Annotated in this window: 13 protein-coding genes; 3 read left to right on the top strand and 10 right to left on the bottom strand. The window is 44.2% G+C overall.

Annotated features, from left to right (window positions below; all coding sequences use genetic code 11):
• Positions 1 to 37: 37 nt before the first annotated feature.
• The 5 genes from CJ305_RS13650 to CJ305_RS13630 all read right to left on the bottom strand — a co-directional run bounded on the left by CJ305_RS13650 (position 38) and on the right by CJ305_RS13630 (position 6,639).
• Positions 38 to 769 (bottom strand): BatD family protein, encoded by a 732-nt coding sequence (locus CJ305_RS13650; RefSeq protein WP_099646843.1) that lies wholly within the window; start codon positions 767 to 769, stop codon positions 38 to 40.
• Between the two features lie 257 nt (positions 770 to 1,026).
• Positions 1,027 to 2,313: a serine hydrolase gene (locus CJ305_RS13645; protein ID WP_099646842.1), complete on the bottom strand. Its 1,287-nt coding sequence runs from the start codon at positions 2,311 to 2,313 to the stop codon at positions 1,027 to 1,029.
• A gap of 102 nt (positions 2,314 to 2,415) precedes the next feature.
• Positions 2,416 to 5,322: a PEP/pyruvate-binding domain-containing protein gene (locus tag CJ305_RS13640; RefSeq protein ID WP_099646841.1), complete on the bottom strand. Its 2,907-nt coding sequence runs from the start codon at positions 5,320 to 5,322 to the stop codon at positions 2,416 to 2,418.
• Positions 5,323 to 5,496: 174 nt separating this feature from the next.
• The gene (locus CJ305_RS13635) at positions 5,497 to 6,138 is read right to left on the bottom strand and encodes a hypothetical protein (RefSeq protein ID WP_099646840.1); all 642 of its coding nucleotides are present in this window, start codon (positions 6,136 to 6,138) and stop codon (positions 5,497 to 5,499) included.
• A gap of 6 nt (positions 6,139 to 6,144) precedes the next feature.
• On the bottom strand, positions 6,145 to 6,639 hold the full coding sequence (locus CJ305_RS13630) for an RNA polymerase sigma factor (RefSeq protein WP_099646839.1): 495 nt from the start codon (positions 6,637 to 6,639) through the stop codon (positions 6,145 to 6,147).
• Between the two features lie 124 nt (positions 6,640 to 6,763).
• Here CJ305_RS13630 and CJ305_RS13625 point away from each other — a divergent pair, with 124 nt between their 5' ends.
• Positions 6,764 to 8,059, top strand: coding sequence for an NAD(P)/FAD-dependent oxidoreductase (locus CJ305_RS13625; RefSeq protein ID WP_099646838.1), 1,296 nt, complete (start codon positions 6,764 to 6,766; stop codon positions 8,057 to 8,059).
• 85 nt (positions 8,060 to 8,144) lie between these two features.
• On the opposite strand, the gene CJ305_RS13620 is transcribed toward CJ305_RS13625, so the two are convergent.
• The 5 genes from CJ305_RS13620 to CJ305_RS13595 form a co-directional block, all read right to left on the bottom strand.
• Positions 8,145 to 8,966, bottom strand: a complete 822-nt coding sequence (locus tag CJ305_RS13620) for an alpha/beta hydrolase (RefSeq protein WP_099646837.1) — start codon at positions 8,964 to 8,966, stop codon at positions 8,145 to 8,147.
• A gap of 35 nt (positions 8,967 to 9,001) precedes the next feature.
• The gene (locus CJ305_RS13615; RefSeq protein ID WP_099646836.1) at positions 9,002 to 9,427 is read right to left on the bottom strand and encodes a DUF1801 domain-containing protein; all 426 of its coding nucleotides are present in this window, start codon (positions 9,425 to 9,427) and stop codon (positions 9,002 to 9,004) included.
• 2 nt (positions 9,428 to 9,429) lie between these two features.
• Positions 9,430 to 10,026, bottom strand: a complete 597-nt coding sequence (locus CJ305_RS13610) for a YdeI/OmpD-associated family protein (RefSeq protein WP_099646835.1) — start codon at positions 10,024 to 10,026, stop codon at positions 9,430 to 9,432.
• Between the two features lie 368 nt (positions 10,027 to 10,394).
• Complete coding sequence (locus CJ305_RS13605; RefSeq protein WP_099646834.1) at positions 10,395 to 11,714, bottom strand: MFS transporter; 1,320 nt, start codon at positions 11,712 to 11,714, stop codon at positions 10,395 to 10,397.
• Between the two features lie 207 nt (positions 11,715 to 11,921).
• Positions 11,922 to 12,644, bottom strand: coding sequence for an arylesterase (locus CJ305_RS13595; protein ID WP_189319451.1), 723 nt, complete (start codon positions 12,642 to 12,644; stop codon positions 11,922 to 11,924).
• 69 nt (positions 12,645 to 12,713) lie between these two features.
• Here CJ305_RS13595 and CJ305_RS13590 point away from each other — a divergent pair, with 69 nt between their 5' ends.
• Positions 12,714 to 13,400, top strand: a complete 687-nt coding sequence (locus CJ305_RS13590) for an ABC transporter ATP-binding protein (RefSeq protein ID WP_099646832.1) — start codon at positions 12,714 to 12,716, stop codon at positions 13,398 to 13,400.
• On the top strand, positions 13,397 to 15,946 hold the full coding sequence (locus CJ305_RS13585) for an ABC transporter permease (protein WP_099646831.1): 2,550 nt from the start codon (positions 13,397 to 13,399) through the stop codon (positions 15,944 to 15,946). Before CJ305_RS13590 ends, CJ305_RS13585 begins: the two co-directional genes overlap by 4 nt.
• The last annotated feature ends 250 nt before the right edge of the window (positions 15,947 to 16,196 follow it).

Raw genomic sequence — 16,196 nt, 5'->3', positions numbered from 1 at the left:
GTCGTACCGACCGCACGAACGCTAGTTATTTAGCCAGTTATTTTTCTAATTTAATTTTTCCAATATCGAAATTCTCCGGCAAATTTTTAAAGTCCTTTTTCGTAATTATATATTCCCCATTAAAATTCTCCTCAAATTCTATTTTATACTTTTTGATTGAATATGAAAATCCAACATCAAATAATCCAGCACCTTCAGGACTCAAAGTGTTATTAGCTGAACTGTAATTACTTAATTCAATTCCTTTTGTTAATTCCTCATTTAATTCAGCAAATTCCTTTCCTTCTGGTTTTACACCACCAATAGTATGGGAATAGCCACCATTTTCATTGTCTGTTTTATTTGATTCGTTACTTATTAATTGTTCAAGAATGAGATATTGTTGACCTTCAGATTCTGTTATTCTTAACCAAAGTCCATTTTCCATTGGTAACTTTGGAAGAACATTTACTTTAATAGTTCCAGTTGTATATTTTTTACCATTAAATTCGAAGTTAAAAGGTCCAATTTCATATTCTTTTGCTTTTTCGAAAATAATTACTCTTTCAAAATCATCGGATTGCATTCCGAAAATTGAGGTTGAGCGAGTGAATTCCACATTCTTCCCAAATTCTTTTTTGAAGTAATCAGTCAAAAAGTCAACGTTAATTGAAAATGTAACGCTTTGTCCAACTCTCGGTTCTGGGTTATCAATTTCGATTTCCAATTTTGTCTGTCCAATTGCATTTATTGAAAAGAGGATTAAAATTAAAAATGTGATTTTTTTCATATGGTTTTTTCTAATTGGCTACAATAATTGCATAACAATACATTTTGTACTGTTAAATCCTTTTTACAATAAATAGTAAAGCTTTACAAGCGTTTGCGTACGCCTAATAAACCCTTAATCAGGCTAAATATAATTCATTCTATTCAGATCTTTTTACGGAATTCCTCAGTGCCCGGGGATTAGCCGTTTTTTCCCATAAAAAAACCCGCTATAAAGTTCACTTTAAAGCGGGTTGTATGTTGTATTAAAACCGGTTGCTACTGTCCCGTAGCGGTTGCAGTTTCCTGTTCTTCCCTGATGGCTTTGTCAATACGCCCGGCCAGATACATATGATCTGTAGCCGAGTTTTTACGCAATACATTGGTCATTAGACACACGATGTATTTAGGTCCGCCACCGGGATGCTCTACGATAATTACGGAGTTCATATAGTTAAACACATTACCGGCATAATCACCGCAACCGCCTTTGCTTTTATCGCATTTGTAAAAGCTCCCGCTTTTAAAATAAACGGCAGCCGAGTCGAGATCGTGCGAGTAGGCGTAGCGTATACGACGCTCGGTCTGGTACATAATACGTTTCATCTCCAGGCTTGAGAGCGAGTCTATCGCTTTCCCCTGTTCCAGATTGATGAGAAATTTCATCAAACCTTTAGGTGAACCAATACTGCCGCCCATTCGGCCTACATAGCGTTCCCCGCCGTTGGTAAAAAAGCCACCCAGACGCCATTCGTCTTCGGTGATTCCCATTTCGCGCAGAGGTTCGTTTACCACTTCGTTTGCCAGGCGGGTCACCTCGGCACGATCGGTATCTTTAAACCATTGCATAGCTTCCTCATCGGTAAGGTTAAAGTATTTTTCGCCAAAAACCTTCAGCAACAACGCCTCCCGATACACCACACTGGCTGCACCGTTGTTGCTTACCGCCACCATATGGTCAATCCACTCATACAGGCTAAACACATCGCTTTCCTGAGCCTGTCTTTTAGAGAGTTTATCCTTCTCAATATCGTAGATGGGGATGGTATGGTGATCGTAAACCGCAAAAGGACCGCCTTTTACGCGTTTGTATTTCAACAGATTTACACGCGCGCCCCAATCATCCGGACATAATTTTTCAAGCTGGTCAAAAATAGCTACCAGTATGGCCAATTTGCCCACACTACCGGGCTGATAGCCGCGGGTCTCGTTACGGGCAGCGTATTTCAGGTTGGTGGTATCGGTCATATCGAGTACCGAGATCGAGTAGCTTTGATCCAAACCGTAAAAGAGTCCGCCAATTTTCTTCTGAAATTCGGGATCTTCTTTCATATAGGCGATTGCGCTGTCTGCTTTTGAAGTCAGACGTAATTTGATATCATCTATAGAAAGGTAGGCTCCGGGCGGGATGCGGGTATATTTGATGCTGTCGCGTACTATTTTTTGCAGGTAAGCGAGGCGGTCTATCCCGGTACGTTCATAACCGTCAATAGGATAGGTGCCTGCGGGCATAAAGCTAAGCACGGCCAGCAATGCGAGTGGAATAAACAGTAAGGCTTTTTTCATCTCATTTCAAATTTGTTTACCGCAGGCAATCTGTGTTTTGATTGCCGCACAGGTATTGGTTGATTTATTAAATGCCCGGTATGGGCTTTACTAATCGGTTGTTTATAGGGCGCTGTCGAGTTCTATAAACGCTCCGGCGTCGGTTTTAGGCGAAATCGAATCGAGATAGCCGTTGCTTAAGGCATTTTTATTTTCTACAAACGGACGTATTTGGAATAACCAGAGTTTGTTGTCCTGAAACCCGAGCTCCACATCATAAGCCCCGTCGTAATCGGTATTGGTTTCCTGCGGAATTTTGGTGCGTATTTCACGAGCTACTTCGCGTAAGCTTTCAATATTCTGCGCATTGAGAATGGGCGATTCAAAGGTGGTCGAATAGCCTTTTGTACTTCCCGTTGCCGGAAGCCTGATGTAATCGGGCTGACGGGCAGGAGCGAGCAGACGATCTCCCTGTGCAGTTACCAGACGGGTTTCGGCAGCCTGACCGTCTACAGCGCCACCGGCTCCGCGGCTAAAGGCCACGGTAAGATCTTCATCGGTGCCTTCATTGATTCCTTTGGTGATCATCACCCCGCTGTAATCTACGTCTACGCTGGGAATAACCAGAATGGAAGGGAAGACATTTTCCGGATTAGAGAGGTATGCCTGTCTCCATTTGAAACTACGTTCGGTATAGGGCGAGGCCCATACTTTTTTGATACCGTCCAGAATTTGCTGTTCCTGTACCACGTTGAAAAGGGTGAGGTTGAGTCCGGCACCGGTAAATTCCTTAAGGTCTTCCATATTGGTGTCGCTGCGCAGAAAAACCGGAGTCTGCCCTATTGGCGAACCGAATATTTGTGAAAACGAACTGCGCAGTTCACTTACAAATTGAGGCTTCAGTTGCATCGCGTTGATCGCATCGCGCAGCGTGGCCAGTTGTGCCAGTTGAAAAGCTTCTACCTGAGATTCGGGTGTTCCGGCCTGGCGTTTCGCTTCCGCGGAAGCAAACATATCGGTGAGATACTGCCAGTAACTTTTACCCTGACCAGGCATCGGTAAATCCATATGATCTCTGAAAATTCCAAAAGGAATCACCAGACCTTCCACGACTTTCTCGGGGAACATTTTCTTAAGCTGACCTAAATTAGCGGCTTTTGGCCCTGCCAGAATACCACTTGCCGAAGCATCGATATCCCGCATATTGAGGATGTTCTTTTTATCGAGTTGTATTTTTTCGATAGGCACTGCAATTTTTGCCTGGCTGCGCTCTTCTTTGCTAAAGAGTTGTTCTTCTTCACGCGTCATTTCTGAAGCCGGTTTTAAAATCACCGTTCCTTTATTAGAAACCGCATAGAAAACAGTCTTGCCGTTATAGGCTTCCAGATCTTCGAGGTTGGCGTCACTCAGGGCTGCGTTAGGAATTCCCAGGTTTCGGGCCAAAAGTTGTACGTGAGAAACGAGGTTTCCTTCATCTACTGTGGCGATCCCTGCAACCGGTTTGAGGTCTGAAGGCGGACGCTTGAAAATGTATATTTTTTTAGTGTCTACTTCCACACCGTCAGGATTTCCCGGTACTACCACCAGTTCGCCCATCGCATACCCGGGATTAAGTCCGTGAATAGTGCTCTGACCATCAAGTTGCATTACGTTGTTTTCCAGTTTGGAACGAGTCGCGATAAAATCGCCCAATTCACTTACCGCTTTCCCTAAAGGAAGCGCTACAGACGAGCGCACGCGGTCGTCAATAAAACCGGAAGCCAAAGGTTCAAAAGCGGTATATTTTTCAACCACGGCGTCGTAGTTGGCTTTGGCCATTGCAGCACTCCATTGTACTACATTGCGCGCGGTGTTGAGCATGGTGTTGAGTTCGCCTTGAGATACGTTGGTGTAGCGTATGGGGGCTAAAATGCCTTCCACTTCTTCCCATTCCCAGACTTCAATAAGTCCTGTGCCCGCAGTGGCATAGCTGAGGTGGTATATTTTGTCAAGCAGTTCACGCAGATCTGCAGGTTCCCACTCAGGAGATTTTTTAAGAATGACTTCTTCAAGCTTTAGCGAAATGTCTAAAAGCTCCAGACGCTCTTTAGTGCTTTTAACCTGAGTGATCTGGGTGCGGATGTTACACAGCAAATCGCTAATCTGCGGAATCAAAGAGTCTGCACGGGTTTCAAAGGTATAATCTTTAGTAAACTGAAGTAACGAAGATTTGACTGCCGGGTTGCTTTTAAGACTACTTACCCGCTTGTTAAGTGCTGTAAAATTAATAGGAGCGTAGTACTCACGCATAGTTTCTAAAAGCTGATCCATTTCGGCCTTAAGATCACTGCTTAACTCGTCGTTGTATTCCTGTTTGAAGTTTTGTACCAGAGCCACGTCGCTTACATCGGGCTGACCGTGAATTTTTACACGGGCGTCCATAAATTTCGGAAATTCTTCAGCAATAAGCTTTGACTCGCTGCGCATACGCTGAGCCAGGTTGTCGTCTCCGGCATGAGGAATGTCTTTAAGCGCCTGGCGGATGAGGTAATAATTGGCTTCCAGACGGGCATCGTCTTTTAATAGCCATTCAAAAAATTCGATACCCCAGGCTTCCTCATCTTCAGATTGAATGGCACCGCGGTAGAATTGTGCTCTTTCCAGAATCCAGCCGTTATCCACACTTTTCAGGTAGTTGCCCAGTTGGTATTGTTTCAGGCGGCTGTGCTCGTTTGAAGCATCCCAAAACTCCTGCTTGTCTGCAGCTGCAAGAATTTCACCGAAATACAGATTATTGCGCTCTGCAAGATTTTTAGTGATTTCCTTGTAACTGGCGTGTTGAATACCGTCTACACCTTCCGGGCAGGGATCTTTGGGCTCCCGCATCGTGCCGTCTTCACAGAACCAGCGGATGCGCAGGTAGGGACCTCGCGGATCATTTTTAAATTCCTGAATGGTGTTTTTGATGCTTTCGGCAGCGTATTCCTGGGCTGTAGCCTTAAACCCGATAATCATTAGAATTCCGAAGGCCAGACGTAGTGCAGTTTGCATAAATGGTTGTTTGCCACAAATGTAAGTGCAAGCCCTGTTAAGAATCGCTTAAAAAAGTTTATGATTTTCTTAAAAGTCGGAGATCAATTCAAAAATTAGGGTTTCAAATTCAAGGATTGGTTTTCGGTTTTCAGTTTTCTGTTTACCGTTTTAGATTAGATATTTTAAATAACCCTATTCCTCCATTTCAAGTTTACTCAGTTTTTTATAATTGTCTTTGAGGCGTTTTAACAGGATACCATAAAGCAATTTATAAAACAGCCAGATCACAAGCGTGAAGATTAGAATAAAACCGGTAAACGTAGCGATAATGCTTAGGGGTAGGTGTTTAGAACCGTCGGGATCAATCACATACAGGCTGTCAAATTTAGGGTCATAAGCTGCGCTTGCCACAAAAACTACGATGCTTACCAGAATAACCATGGCCAGATTGTAGATCACGTATGCATTAACAATTTTTCGCACTCTTAAGATGTTTTTCATCAGTTTTCGGGTGCTTGAAGTGGTTTCGACCTCTTTATACGTTTTATAAAAACAGTAGATAAAAAATCCGAGAACCGCATACTGAATGATTGTTAGAACAATATCAAATTCAAGAAGGTGCAGCTCTTTAAATTTGTCAATTTGTTCTGCATTAATACCCAGAACATTTAGGAACGTCCAAAACACAAATTCAAAAATGGAAACATAAAGCAACCATTTCATCAGCGATGAAGAGCGTTTATGGGTCATTTCATATATGGAGTCTGTGCTCACTACGGGTAGATCGGCTTCCTGCCGCTTCCAGTCCTGTTTTAAAAATTCAAGTTCATCCATCGGGTGCTACACATTTAATAAATCTTTTAATTTGCTTTTTACGCGGTTCATCTTTACCCGCGCGTTAACCTCACTTATTCCCAGAGTTTCAGATATCTCACTGTAGGGCTTGTCTTCGAGGTATAGAAAGACCAAAGCCTTGTCGATATCGTTGAGTTGGCGTATCGCTGCGTACATCAGTTTCAGTTGTTCTTCTACCGTATTATCATACTCGGTACTCGCGATTTTAAACATCACGTTATCGTAGTCTGTTGTAGGTATACTGCGCTTCTTCTTACGATACAGCGTTATGGCCGTGTTGAGCGCCACCCGATACATCCAGGTACTAAACTTGGCATCTCCCCTAAATTTGGGATAGGCCTTGAAGAGCTGTATGGTAATCTCCTGAAATAAATCGTTGTGCGACTCGCGATCGTGCGTATACAATCGGCAGATTTTATGCACGATGTTCTGGTTAGCCTCAAGCTGGGTTACAAATTGTTTTTCAAGTTGCGGATCCAATATTGAATTGTTAGTTATGAAATTAGTATACCGGGGCTTAACATTGTTACACCTACTGCTAAAATATTGATAAAGATTAAGCATTCCCGCGGCTGTGTCATAACTTTACAAGAAACTAACAGCTATGAACATCCCTGATTCTCAGAAGCCTCGCATCGTTATTATCGGTGGAGGATTTGGAGGAATGAACCTGATCAAAAAGCTAAAAAAGACAGATTATCAGGTCGTTTTACTTGACAAACGCAACTTTCACACCTTTCAGCCTTTATTATATCAGGTCTCTACGTCAGGTCTGGAGCCGGAATCGATAGCCTACCCGTTGCGTAAAATCATTCGGAATCAAGAAAATATGCATTTCCGCATAGCGGAAGTGGAACGTATAGATACCAATCTTAAAAAAGTACGCACCGATATTGGGGATATCGCTTACAATTATCTGGTGATTGCCACCGGTACCCGAACTAATTTCTTCGGAAACAAAACGATTGAAGAGAATGCAGTCTGGATGAAGAGTTTGCCGCAGGCGCTCAACATTCGTAGTTTGATGTTTGAAAATCTGGAGAAGGCCAATCGAACGGAAGATCCCGTTAAGCGGAAAGAATTTTTAAGATTTGTAATAGCCGGTGCCGGTCCTACTGGGGTGGAGCTTAGTGGTGCAATTGCCGAACTCCGCTCTAACGTATTGCAGGCTGATTATCCGGATATGGATACCTCTGAAATTGAAATTCACCTGATTGAAGGTGCTGATCGGGTTTTGCCGCCTTTTAGTGAAAAATCATCTGCCAAGGCTCAGAAGTTTTTAGAAGATATGGGCGTTACCATACACCTGAAAACTTTTGTGGCCAATTATGAAAACAATCGGGTGACTACCAAAGGTGATCTTACCTTAGATACCGCAACTTTTATCTGGTCTGCAGGCGTTACCGGAGCATCGATTGAAGGTTTTGAGGCCACTTCACTTATGCCCAAACTCAACCGCTATAAAGTGGATAGGTATAACCGGGTTGCCGGCTTTGATGATATTTATGCCATTGGCGACATCGCCCTCATGGAGACCGAAGATTGGCCCAAAGGTCATCCGCAGGTGGCTCAGCCCGCCATTCAGCAGGGTAAAAATCTGGGCAAGAACTTCATCAATATGGAAAAGGGGAAAGACCTTGTGTCTTTTGACTACTTTGATAAAGGTTCTATGGCGACCATAGGCCGAAACAAAGCGGTAGTTGATATAGGCAAACTGCAGTTTGGAGGCTTCTTCGCCTGGTTTATCTGGATGTTTATTCACCTCTGGTTTTTGGTAGGTTTTAGAAACCGGGTGGTCACGTTCTTCAATTGGACCTACAGTTACATCAACTACGACAAGGCGGCTCGCTTAATCGTTCGGCCTTTTAAACAGAATAAAATCATCGCAGAAGAGGATTAATCTGTTTGTCTGTCAGGCTGAGCCTGTCAAAGCCTTAGGGATTACAAATTGCTTAACGTTTCTAAACCTGGCCTAATTAAATAAGTTAATCGATATCTTCGGTAAACTCTTTGATTTCTCCAAATCGCGGACTTAGGGGCGAGAAGAACTGCGTAACCATACTGGTGTGATTTTTATTCAGGATAATTAGGTCTGCTTCGGGCTGGTATTCCTTCAGCTTTTGGTAAAACAAATCGTTGTAATAATACAGGGAAGGATAGGTTTTGGTACCTAAAAACATCAAAATCGGCGGAGTCTTTTCGTCTAAATAATAAAAAGGCGAAGCTTTCTTCCATTCGTCCTCATTTTTGGTCCAGGTCACGTCGTAATAATCCTCACTAGTAGGCGGATTTTCCTGAAGATACTCATACATATCAAGGCCTGCCGCATCATCCAGAATGATTCCTTTTATATAATCGGGGTTGTTGAGGTAGTCAGGGCTCATTGCAGCCAGAGCAACCAGATGGCCGCCGGCAGAATGGCCCATTAGAAAGATCCGGTCGGGTTTGCCACCGTAGTTGGCAATGTTCTCGTGCGTCCAGCGTATGGCTTCAGCGATTTCTCGGGTCATCCCATCATAGTTTACATAAGGACTCAGCGTATAACCGGGCACTACCGCCACATAATCCTTACGCGCAAAATTGCGACCCACAACCGAATAGGTTTCTTTATTGCCGCTATTCCAGTTGCCGCCGTGCACAAAAATCAATACATCGTGTGGATTGAGTGAATCTTTAGGCTTAAAAATATTGAGTTTGGGTTCTTCGGCAGAAGCGGTGTAATCACCTTTTATGTAGGTGATGTCTTCCTGCTTTACAGAAGCGCAGCTGGTAATTAAAACGGCTATGAGTAGATAAACTATGCGCATGATTTAAAGTTGGTTTAAGTTACTAACGTCGCTTTTCAGCTTTTATTCCCATATTTTTCACGCATCAATGCAATCGACTGTTTAATGAGTTCTTCTAGCACATCAAGATCAATATCTTCAAGTTTATTGACGTATAAACACGAAGCTCCCGTTTTGTATTTCCCCAGTTTCCCTAGTAATTCTGAAAAGGGTTCAAAACCTGCTATGATGTATATGGAAAGGTTCTGTTTGCGTGGCGCAAAACCCGTAAGAAAGAAGTCGCCCTCGCGACCGCTGTCGTATTTGTAATAATAGCTGCCATAACCTATTAAACTTTCACCCCATAGTATAGCAGGCTCGGGCATCAGCCGGTTAAAAATTTCAAGTAAACGATAGGCATCGGCACGGCGCTTCTCGTTTTCAACGCCATCCAAAAAGGCGGTTACCGATTTTGTTGTGGGTTGTGTTTTGTTTTCAGCCATAATTACTTTTTGTATTTATCATTTAACCCGACACGTTTTTTAATTAATGGGATTGCCTTTTCGAGCCGGCTTAGACTGGTTTTCGGTTGTTTGGCAGCCGCTATGTATTCGGCATATTCTTTTTGCCGACCGGGAGTAAGACTATGAAATGCATCTTCTAAACCGAAATGAATAGCAAAAGCCTGTTTTAATTCATCTGGAAGAACAAACTCCCTGTTTGCAGATACCGTTTTGACTTCAAGTCCCTTTTTCTGAATTGAAATCGCCTGTTCCAAAAAGTTTTTAAGCTGAGCTTCATCAATATCAGAGATCCTCTCATAACGCAGCTGTCTCAGCGCTTTGGTCTTGCCTTCCTGCGCATTAAAAAGCAATTTTTTTGGGTCTTGCAACAGGGCTCCGTGGAAAAACCAAACGCCAAAATGATTTTTAAATCGGGCGAGTCCTGCGACGTTTTTGCCGTTCAAAGTATACACCAGACTGTTCCATTTAAAGCTTTCGGTGAGTTCGGTTTCCTTAAAAATAGCCCGGAGCCTTAAGAGGGCATCTTTGAACTCATGCTCCTGCTCGAAGTAGGCCTTGATTTTGCTGGACTCGTTCATTTTTTAGTTGGGATTTTGGAGACTTTTTTAGTATTAAAAATTAACTATAAAATTAACTAAAACGATGCTGTTAAAATTGAAAACGAATTGGTTTTCGCATTACATTAGTACTATTAATACGAGAATATAATGGCACAAAACAAGTCTGCTAAAAAGGCTCCAGCAAAACAGGCAACCAAGCCTGCAGCTGTGAAACCAGCGAAGACTGCTTCTAAAAAGAAGTAATCTGAAATTATCTAAGGGCATCCAGGATGCAGCCGATATAAATTAAACGAAAGCCACTTAAAACGTGGCTTTTTTGTTTCTCGATATTTACGATTAAAATATTCTTTGGCTTGCTCTATAATCGAAAATTCAATCAGAATAATTTATTCTACTTCAGGCAAGGTAGCGCTTTTAAGGGCTCCTAAAATTCCAAGTATAGAGAGCAGCGCGATAATGCCTTCCACCGAAACCAGTGATGCCAGAGCACTCAATCCTCCCGTAATAAGTAAGATAAAACCAATCAGCGTATTGCTTACCGCTACATAATCGGTGCGGCGATTGCCCTGAGCCATATCTACGATATAGGTTTTTCGTCCCAGGCGCACACCCTGATGCGCAATTCCCAAGACAAAGAAAGCAATCGGATACAGCCAGTTCTGATCGCGCCAGGCCGGTATAAACTGAATAATCGCAACGACCAGCAAACCCAAACTTGCGGTCAGAACTGCTGAATAGGTCATCACTTTTTTACTGGATTTATCGGCCATTTTTCCCCAAACCGGCGCACTGATGATGGAAGCCACGCCGTTTGCAATGATAAAAAGCCCAAGTAAATAGGCTTCCTTACCCACATAACGTTGTGCAAGCAATACATAGTACGGAGCGGTAAGGGCAGAACATAACAATAGCGAACGCGTGATGACAAAATTGCGAAAATGTTTATCTTCTTTCAATAACCCCAGTCGCTCCCAGGCTTCTTTAAGTCCATTTTTACCGCCATCGGTTTCTCCGGGGTATTCTTTGATATTTGCATAAATAAGAGCAGCGATGAGCCATAAACTGGCCGCAAAAAAGATAAGGTAGCTGTAAAATTCGATGCCTACATCATCTTTCGATTTATAGAGGATAAAAAGTCCTGCGGCAAGTACCAGCGCTCCGCTCACCGATGAGGTATAGCCCTTGAGTTTTCCGCGTTTGGTTTTGGGTATGGTTTTTCCCAGCACATCTTTAAATGCAATAGAGCACAGGCCTCGAGACAGGCTAAAGGCGATCAGGCAGGCGATGATAAGCCAGCCGGCAAGACTTCCTTCAAAAGATAAGGCTACAAAACCAATACCTGCAATGGCCAGAAATTGGAACAACGAACCCAATACCCAAACCATTTTCCGTACAGGACGTTTCCTGATGTAATGCGCGATAAATAATTGAGGCAGCATCGACCCGCTTTCGCGAATGGGCACAATAAAACTGATAAGCATCACCGGCGCATTCACATAACTCATCACCCAGGTCAATACCGTCTTGGGATTGCTCAGGGTATCGCCCAGCGAAGTCAGCATATTGCTGATGAGAATCAGGAAATAATTTTTGGGTGTTTCCTGGCACGCCTCGTCATCAATGGCTTTACAGGTACGCGCATCTTCTTCGTTGTTAAGGTAATCGTAGAGTTGTTCGAGATTAGTAGGGTGATGGCTTGTGCTCATAGGGATGTCACAAAGATTAGGAATCTATTTTTTTGAAAGTTTTCTCAACCGCGACCAGGCACTTAGGCCAATGATAAAAGCTGCCGTAAAATTCAGATAAAAAGTTAAATCGAAACGTTCGTAAAGAGCCAGAATCACATTGCCATTCATTAATAGAAAGGAAATGCCTATCATTATTTTAAAAAATCTGGGATTTTCGATCATCTGCTACTCTTTTAAAATCGGCCCTAAAACCTCCCAAACGTTATCGGCTAAAATCTTATGCCCTTCGGCTGTGGGATGAATACCGTCATTTTGGTTGAGACTGGCGATACCGCCTACATCTTCAAGCAAAAAGGGGATGAGTGCGATGTAATTTTCTTTGGCCAGTTCCGGAAAAATTGCCTTAAAATCTCCGGTGTACTCACTGCCCAGATTGGGAGGTAATTGCATTCCGGTAAGTACGATTTGTGCACCGGGCGCTTCGGTTTTTACCTTATCTATCATCCATTGCAGGTTTTCGCGTGTTTCCGCGACTGCCACTCCGCGTAGGCCATCATTGGCGCCCAGCTCGAGAACAAAAACATCCACATCAGGTTCTAGTACCCATTCGAGCCGGTTTCGGCCGCCGGCTGTGGTTTCGCCGCTCAATCCGGCATTGATTACGGTATACTCCAGTCCCAGGCTGTCTATTCGGTTTTGAATCAGCGCAGGGAAGGCATTATCAGGATTATCGAGTCCATACCCTGCGGTCAGGCTGTCGCCGAAAAACAAAATACTTTTTGAAGTGCTATCGGTTTCGGTCGTTGCAGTTTCCTCAGTTTGGGTAATTTCGCTTTCGGTTGAAGTCGCGTTTGAGCTGTCTTTACACGAATGCAGCGCCATTCCGCCTAAAAAACAACAAAAGATTAACAGGGTTCGCAAGCGGAGTCTATTCGTTATCACAAGCATTTGTTTATTTTGCTGAAAAGCCAAAACCTGCGGTTTGAGCCCAATAGTTCTGTCAAAACCACGTATACTATGCCTTTCATATTAGAGATTTCAAATTTAGAAAAAAGCTATACCAGTGGCTCCAAAAAGCTAAAGGTACTTGAAGATATTAACTTTAGTATAACAGAAAACGAAACATTTGCGATCGTGGGCCCTTCCGGAAGCGGTAAAACGACGCTTTTGGGATTGTGTGCCGGTCTCGATCGGCCAGACTCGGGTAGCGTGATTCTTAACGGGACCGAACTCAGCAGCCTTTCGGAAGATGAGCGCGCCATGTTGCGCAACCGCGATGTGGGCTTTGTGTTTCAGGATTTTCAACTCCTGCCCACGCTTACCGCTTTAGAAAATGTTGCCGTTCCGCTGGAATTGCAGGGGGACAGGCAAGCCACAAGAAAGGCAGAAGCTTTGCTTCAAAAAGTGGGGTTAGCCGACCGTGGCGATCATTATCCCACCCAACTTTCGGGAGGGGAGCAGCAACGTGTTGCCCTCGCACGGGCTTTTGCTAATGATCCCAAGATTTTATTTGCAGACGAACCCACCGGAAATCTGGATGCCGAGACCGGGGAGAAGGTAGTCGACCTGCTTTTTGAACTCAATAAAGAGCGCGGTACCACGCTGGTTTTGGTTACGCACGATATGGAGCTGGCACGCAAAACCAAAAATATCTTAACCATCAGAGGAGGAAAAATTGCAAATCTCACAAGCGCGGCGGTATGAGTAAAAATCAGAAGATGACAGCTGGTGCGGCCTGGCTTTTTATAATGGCCTGGCGTGATTTTAAAGCCAGTGCGGGTAAACTCAGTCTGTTTATGGTTTCAATTGTGCTGGGTGTTGCGGCTATTGTGTCTATTCAGTCGTTTGGAGAAACCCTGAAAGATAACATCGCGCTGCAATCTAAAGCCCTGATGGGTGCCGATTTTAAGATCGAAAGTGACAATGCCCTGACTGAAGATGCCCTGCAAATCGTAGATTCTCTGGGTGGCGCAGATGCGGAAGAAATTTCGTTTGCCTCCATGGCTTTATTCCCAAAAAACGGAGCAACCAAATTGCTTCAGGTACGTGGTATTAGCGAGGGTTTTCCATTTTATGGGGAAATCGAAACGCAACCCGAAACCGCCGGAAGAAATTTCGGAAAACTTAACGGAGCTCTGGTTGATGCAACTGTGATGTTGCAGCTGGGTGTTGAAGTAGGCGATACCGTGAAAATAGGCGAGGTGCGCCTTCCGGTAGTGGGCGAACTCAAAAATCTGCCAGGCAGTAATGCGGTGTTCAGCGCCATCGCTCCGCCTGTGGTGATTCCCTATTCCTACGTTGAGCAAACCGGTTTGGTGCAGTTGGGAAGCCGCATTGATTATCAATATTACTTTAAGGCTCCAAAAGCCGATATGCAACTTCTTGAAGATAGGATAGGCGACCGTCTGGATGCCGCAGAAGCCGATCTGGACACCCATACTTCAACGAGCGATCGTCTGGGTAGGCGTTATGAGAACTTCGGAAAGTTTCTTAATCTGGTAGGTTTTGTGGCTTTGTTGCTAGGTTGTGTGGGCATCGCCAGTGCTACCACCATTTACATCCGGGAGAAATTACGCTCAGTTGCGGTTTTAAAATGTCTGGGCGCTACGCGAAAGCAGGCCTTTTTGATTTATTTGATTCAGATTGCGGCCATTGGTTTGCTGGGCGGAATTCTGGGCACCGCTCTGGGCCTCGCCTTACAGCAGTTGTTTCCGGTTTTGCTGGAAGGTTTGCTGCCGGTGGATGTCAAAATCACCTGGTCTGCACCGGTCATCGCGATGGGGATTTTTATCGGCATGTTTATGTCGGTGCTTTTTGCCCTGTATCCTTTGTTGAGCACCCTCTATGTCTCTCCCCTGCAAACGCTTCGGTTTACTGAGGATGCCGGCAGTCAATCGCGAAGCACCGCAATTTTGGTAAGCGGTATCATTCTGCTTTTTATCTTTTTATTTTCCCTGTGGCTGCTGGGTGATTGGAAGTATGCGCTTGCTTTTCTGGGCGGCATCGTCGTTACCTTTAGTATTCTGGCAGGAATCGCCCGTCTTTTTATGCGCCTGTTGCGCCGTTATTTCCCTACATCGTGGAGTTTTACCTCGCGCCAAAGTTTGCGGAATCTCTTTAGACCCCGCAATCAGACGGTGGTATTGATTCTGGCGATTGGCGTGGGCTCTTTTTTAATAAGCACCCTGTATTTTACCAAAGATATGTTGCTGGCGCAGGCCAATCTGGACAGCAGCACACAACAGGCCAATATGATTTTGCTTGATGTACAGCGCGATCAGATGCCGTTGGTGGCTCAAAAGCTACGAGCAAATGATTTGACGCCGCTTGACGAGGTTCCTATTGTGACGATGCGGGTACATAGTATTAATGGTCGTGATGTCGCAGATATCAAAACCGATACCACCACCCAAATCAGCCGCTGGATTCTCAATCACGAGTTCCGCACCACCTACCGCGATTCGTTAATCGGCTCCGAAAGTCTTAAGGAAGGAAGCTTCACTCCCCGAATAGAAGATGGGACCGAGCCCGTTCCGGTTTCGGTGAGTGATAATTTTGCGCAGGATGCGGTTGTGGCTATTGGCGACCGGGTAACTTTTAATGTGCAGGGCAGGCTTTTGGAAACCACCATAGGCAGCATCAGGTTGGTTGACTGGAGCCGTTTGCAGCTCAATTTTTCGGTGGTGTTTCCGGCGGGAGTGCTCGAGCAGGCACCGCAATTTGGTGTGATTACGACTCAGGTGCCCAACTCGGAAGTTTCCGCAGCTATACAGCGTATTTTGGTTAAAGATTACGCGAATGTTTCGATCCTCGATTTGCGCCAGGTGCTTAATGTGATTGAAGATTTGCTAACCAAAATCAGTTACATCATCAACTTTATGGCGTTTTTCAGCATTCTAATTGGAATTATCGTCCTGCTTGGAGCGGTGCGTACCAGTAAGTATCAACGCATTCGCGAAAGCGTTTTGCTGCGTACAATGGGTGCCAAAAGCAAACAGATTTTACGCATTCAGGGATTGGAATATCTTTATCTGGGACTTCTGGGAGCGCTTTCCGGGATTTTGTTATCGCTAATCGGAAGCCTAATGCTGGCGTATTTTGCCTTTGACACGACTTTTATCCCCAGCTGGGTGCCCTTTGCCGTACTGTTGCCGGGTATTACCCTACTGGTAGTGATTATTGGTCTGGCAAACAGCCGAAGCGTTATAAAAAGTTCACCCTTAGAAGTATTGCGGAAAGAAGCGCGTTAAGGCTATTATTAACTCTTTAATGATAAGGGAATTATTTATTCTTATTAGGATGCTGACGCGTATCAAAAACCCGAGTAATATAGATTTTGGTTTTACCGTTACGATACGTGATTTTATAATTTGAATAGATGATTTTTCTATAGTTTCGTTTTAGATGATTGAAGACCTCATCTATAGAACCCATATTTTCAAAATCATATTCAGGATTTTCTAAAATTCCCGGAGCGTCAATTAGTTTATGGGCAATTTC

The organism is Leeuwenhoekiella nanhaiensis, assembly GCF_002744755.1.
Classification (GTDB): Bacteria; Bacteroidota; Bacteroidia; order Flavobacteriales; family Flavobacteriaceae; genus Leeuwenhoekiella; species Leeuwenhoekiella nanhaiensis.
The sequence above is the reverse complement of the archived record's forward strand: the minus strand, read 5'-3'. Positions and strand labels throughout refer to the sequence as shown.

Excerpts from the sequence above, each read along its gene's own strand:
- CJ305_RS13650 (WP_099646843.1), bottom strand. The coding sequence starts at position 769 with ATGAAAAAAATCACATTTTTAATTTTAATCCTCTTTTCAATAAATGCA.
- CJ305_RS13645 (WP_099646842.1), bottom strand. The coding sequence starts at position 2,313 with ATGAAAAAAGCCTTACTGTTTATTCCACTCGCATTGCTGGCCGTGCTT.
- CJ305_RS13640 (WP_099646841.1), bottom strand. The coding sequence starts at position 5,322 with ATGCAAACTGCACTACGTCTGGCCTTCGGAATTCTAATGATTATCGGG.
- CJ305_RS13635 (WP_099646840.1), bottom strand. The coding sequence starts at position 6,138 with ATGGATGAACTTGAATTTTTAAAACAGGACTGGAAGCGGCAGGAAGCC.
- CJ305_RS13625 (WP_099646838.1), top strand. The coding sequence starts at position 6,764 with ATGAACATCCCTGATTCTCAGAAGCCTCGCATCGTTATTATCGGTGGA.
- CJ305_RS13620 (WP_099646837.1), bottom strand. The coding sequence starts at position 8,966 with ATGCGCATAGTTTATCTACTCATAGCCGTTTTAATTACCAGCTGCGCT.
- CJ305_RS13615 (WP_099646836.1), bottom strand. The coding sequence starts at position 9,427 with ATGGCTGAAAACAAAACACAACCCACAACAAAATCGGTAACCGCCTTT.
- CJ305_RS13610 (WP_099646835.1), bottom strand. The coding sequence starts at position 10,026 with ATGAACGAGTCCAGCAAAATCAAGGCCTACTTCGAGCAGGAGCATGAG.
- CJ305_RS13605 (WP_099646834.1), bottom strand. The coding sequence starts at position 11,714 with ATGAGCACAAGCCATCACCCTACTAATCTCGAACAACTCTACGATTAC.
- CJ305_RS13595 (WP_189319451.1), bottom strand. The coding sequence starts at position 12,644 with ATGCTTGTGATAACGAATAGACTCCGCTTGCGAACCCTGTTAATCTTT.
- CJ305_RS13590 (WP_099646832.1), top strand. The coding sequence starts at position 12,714 with ATGCCTTTCATATTAGAGATTTCAAATTTAGAAAAAAGCTATACCAGT.
- CJ305_RS13585 (WP_099646831.1), top strand. The coding sequence starts at position 13,397 with ATGAGTAAAAATCAGAAGATGACAGCTGGTGCGGCCTGGCTTTTTATA.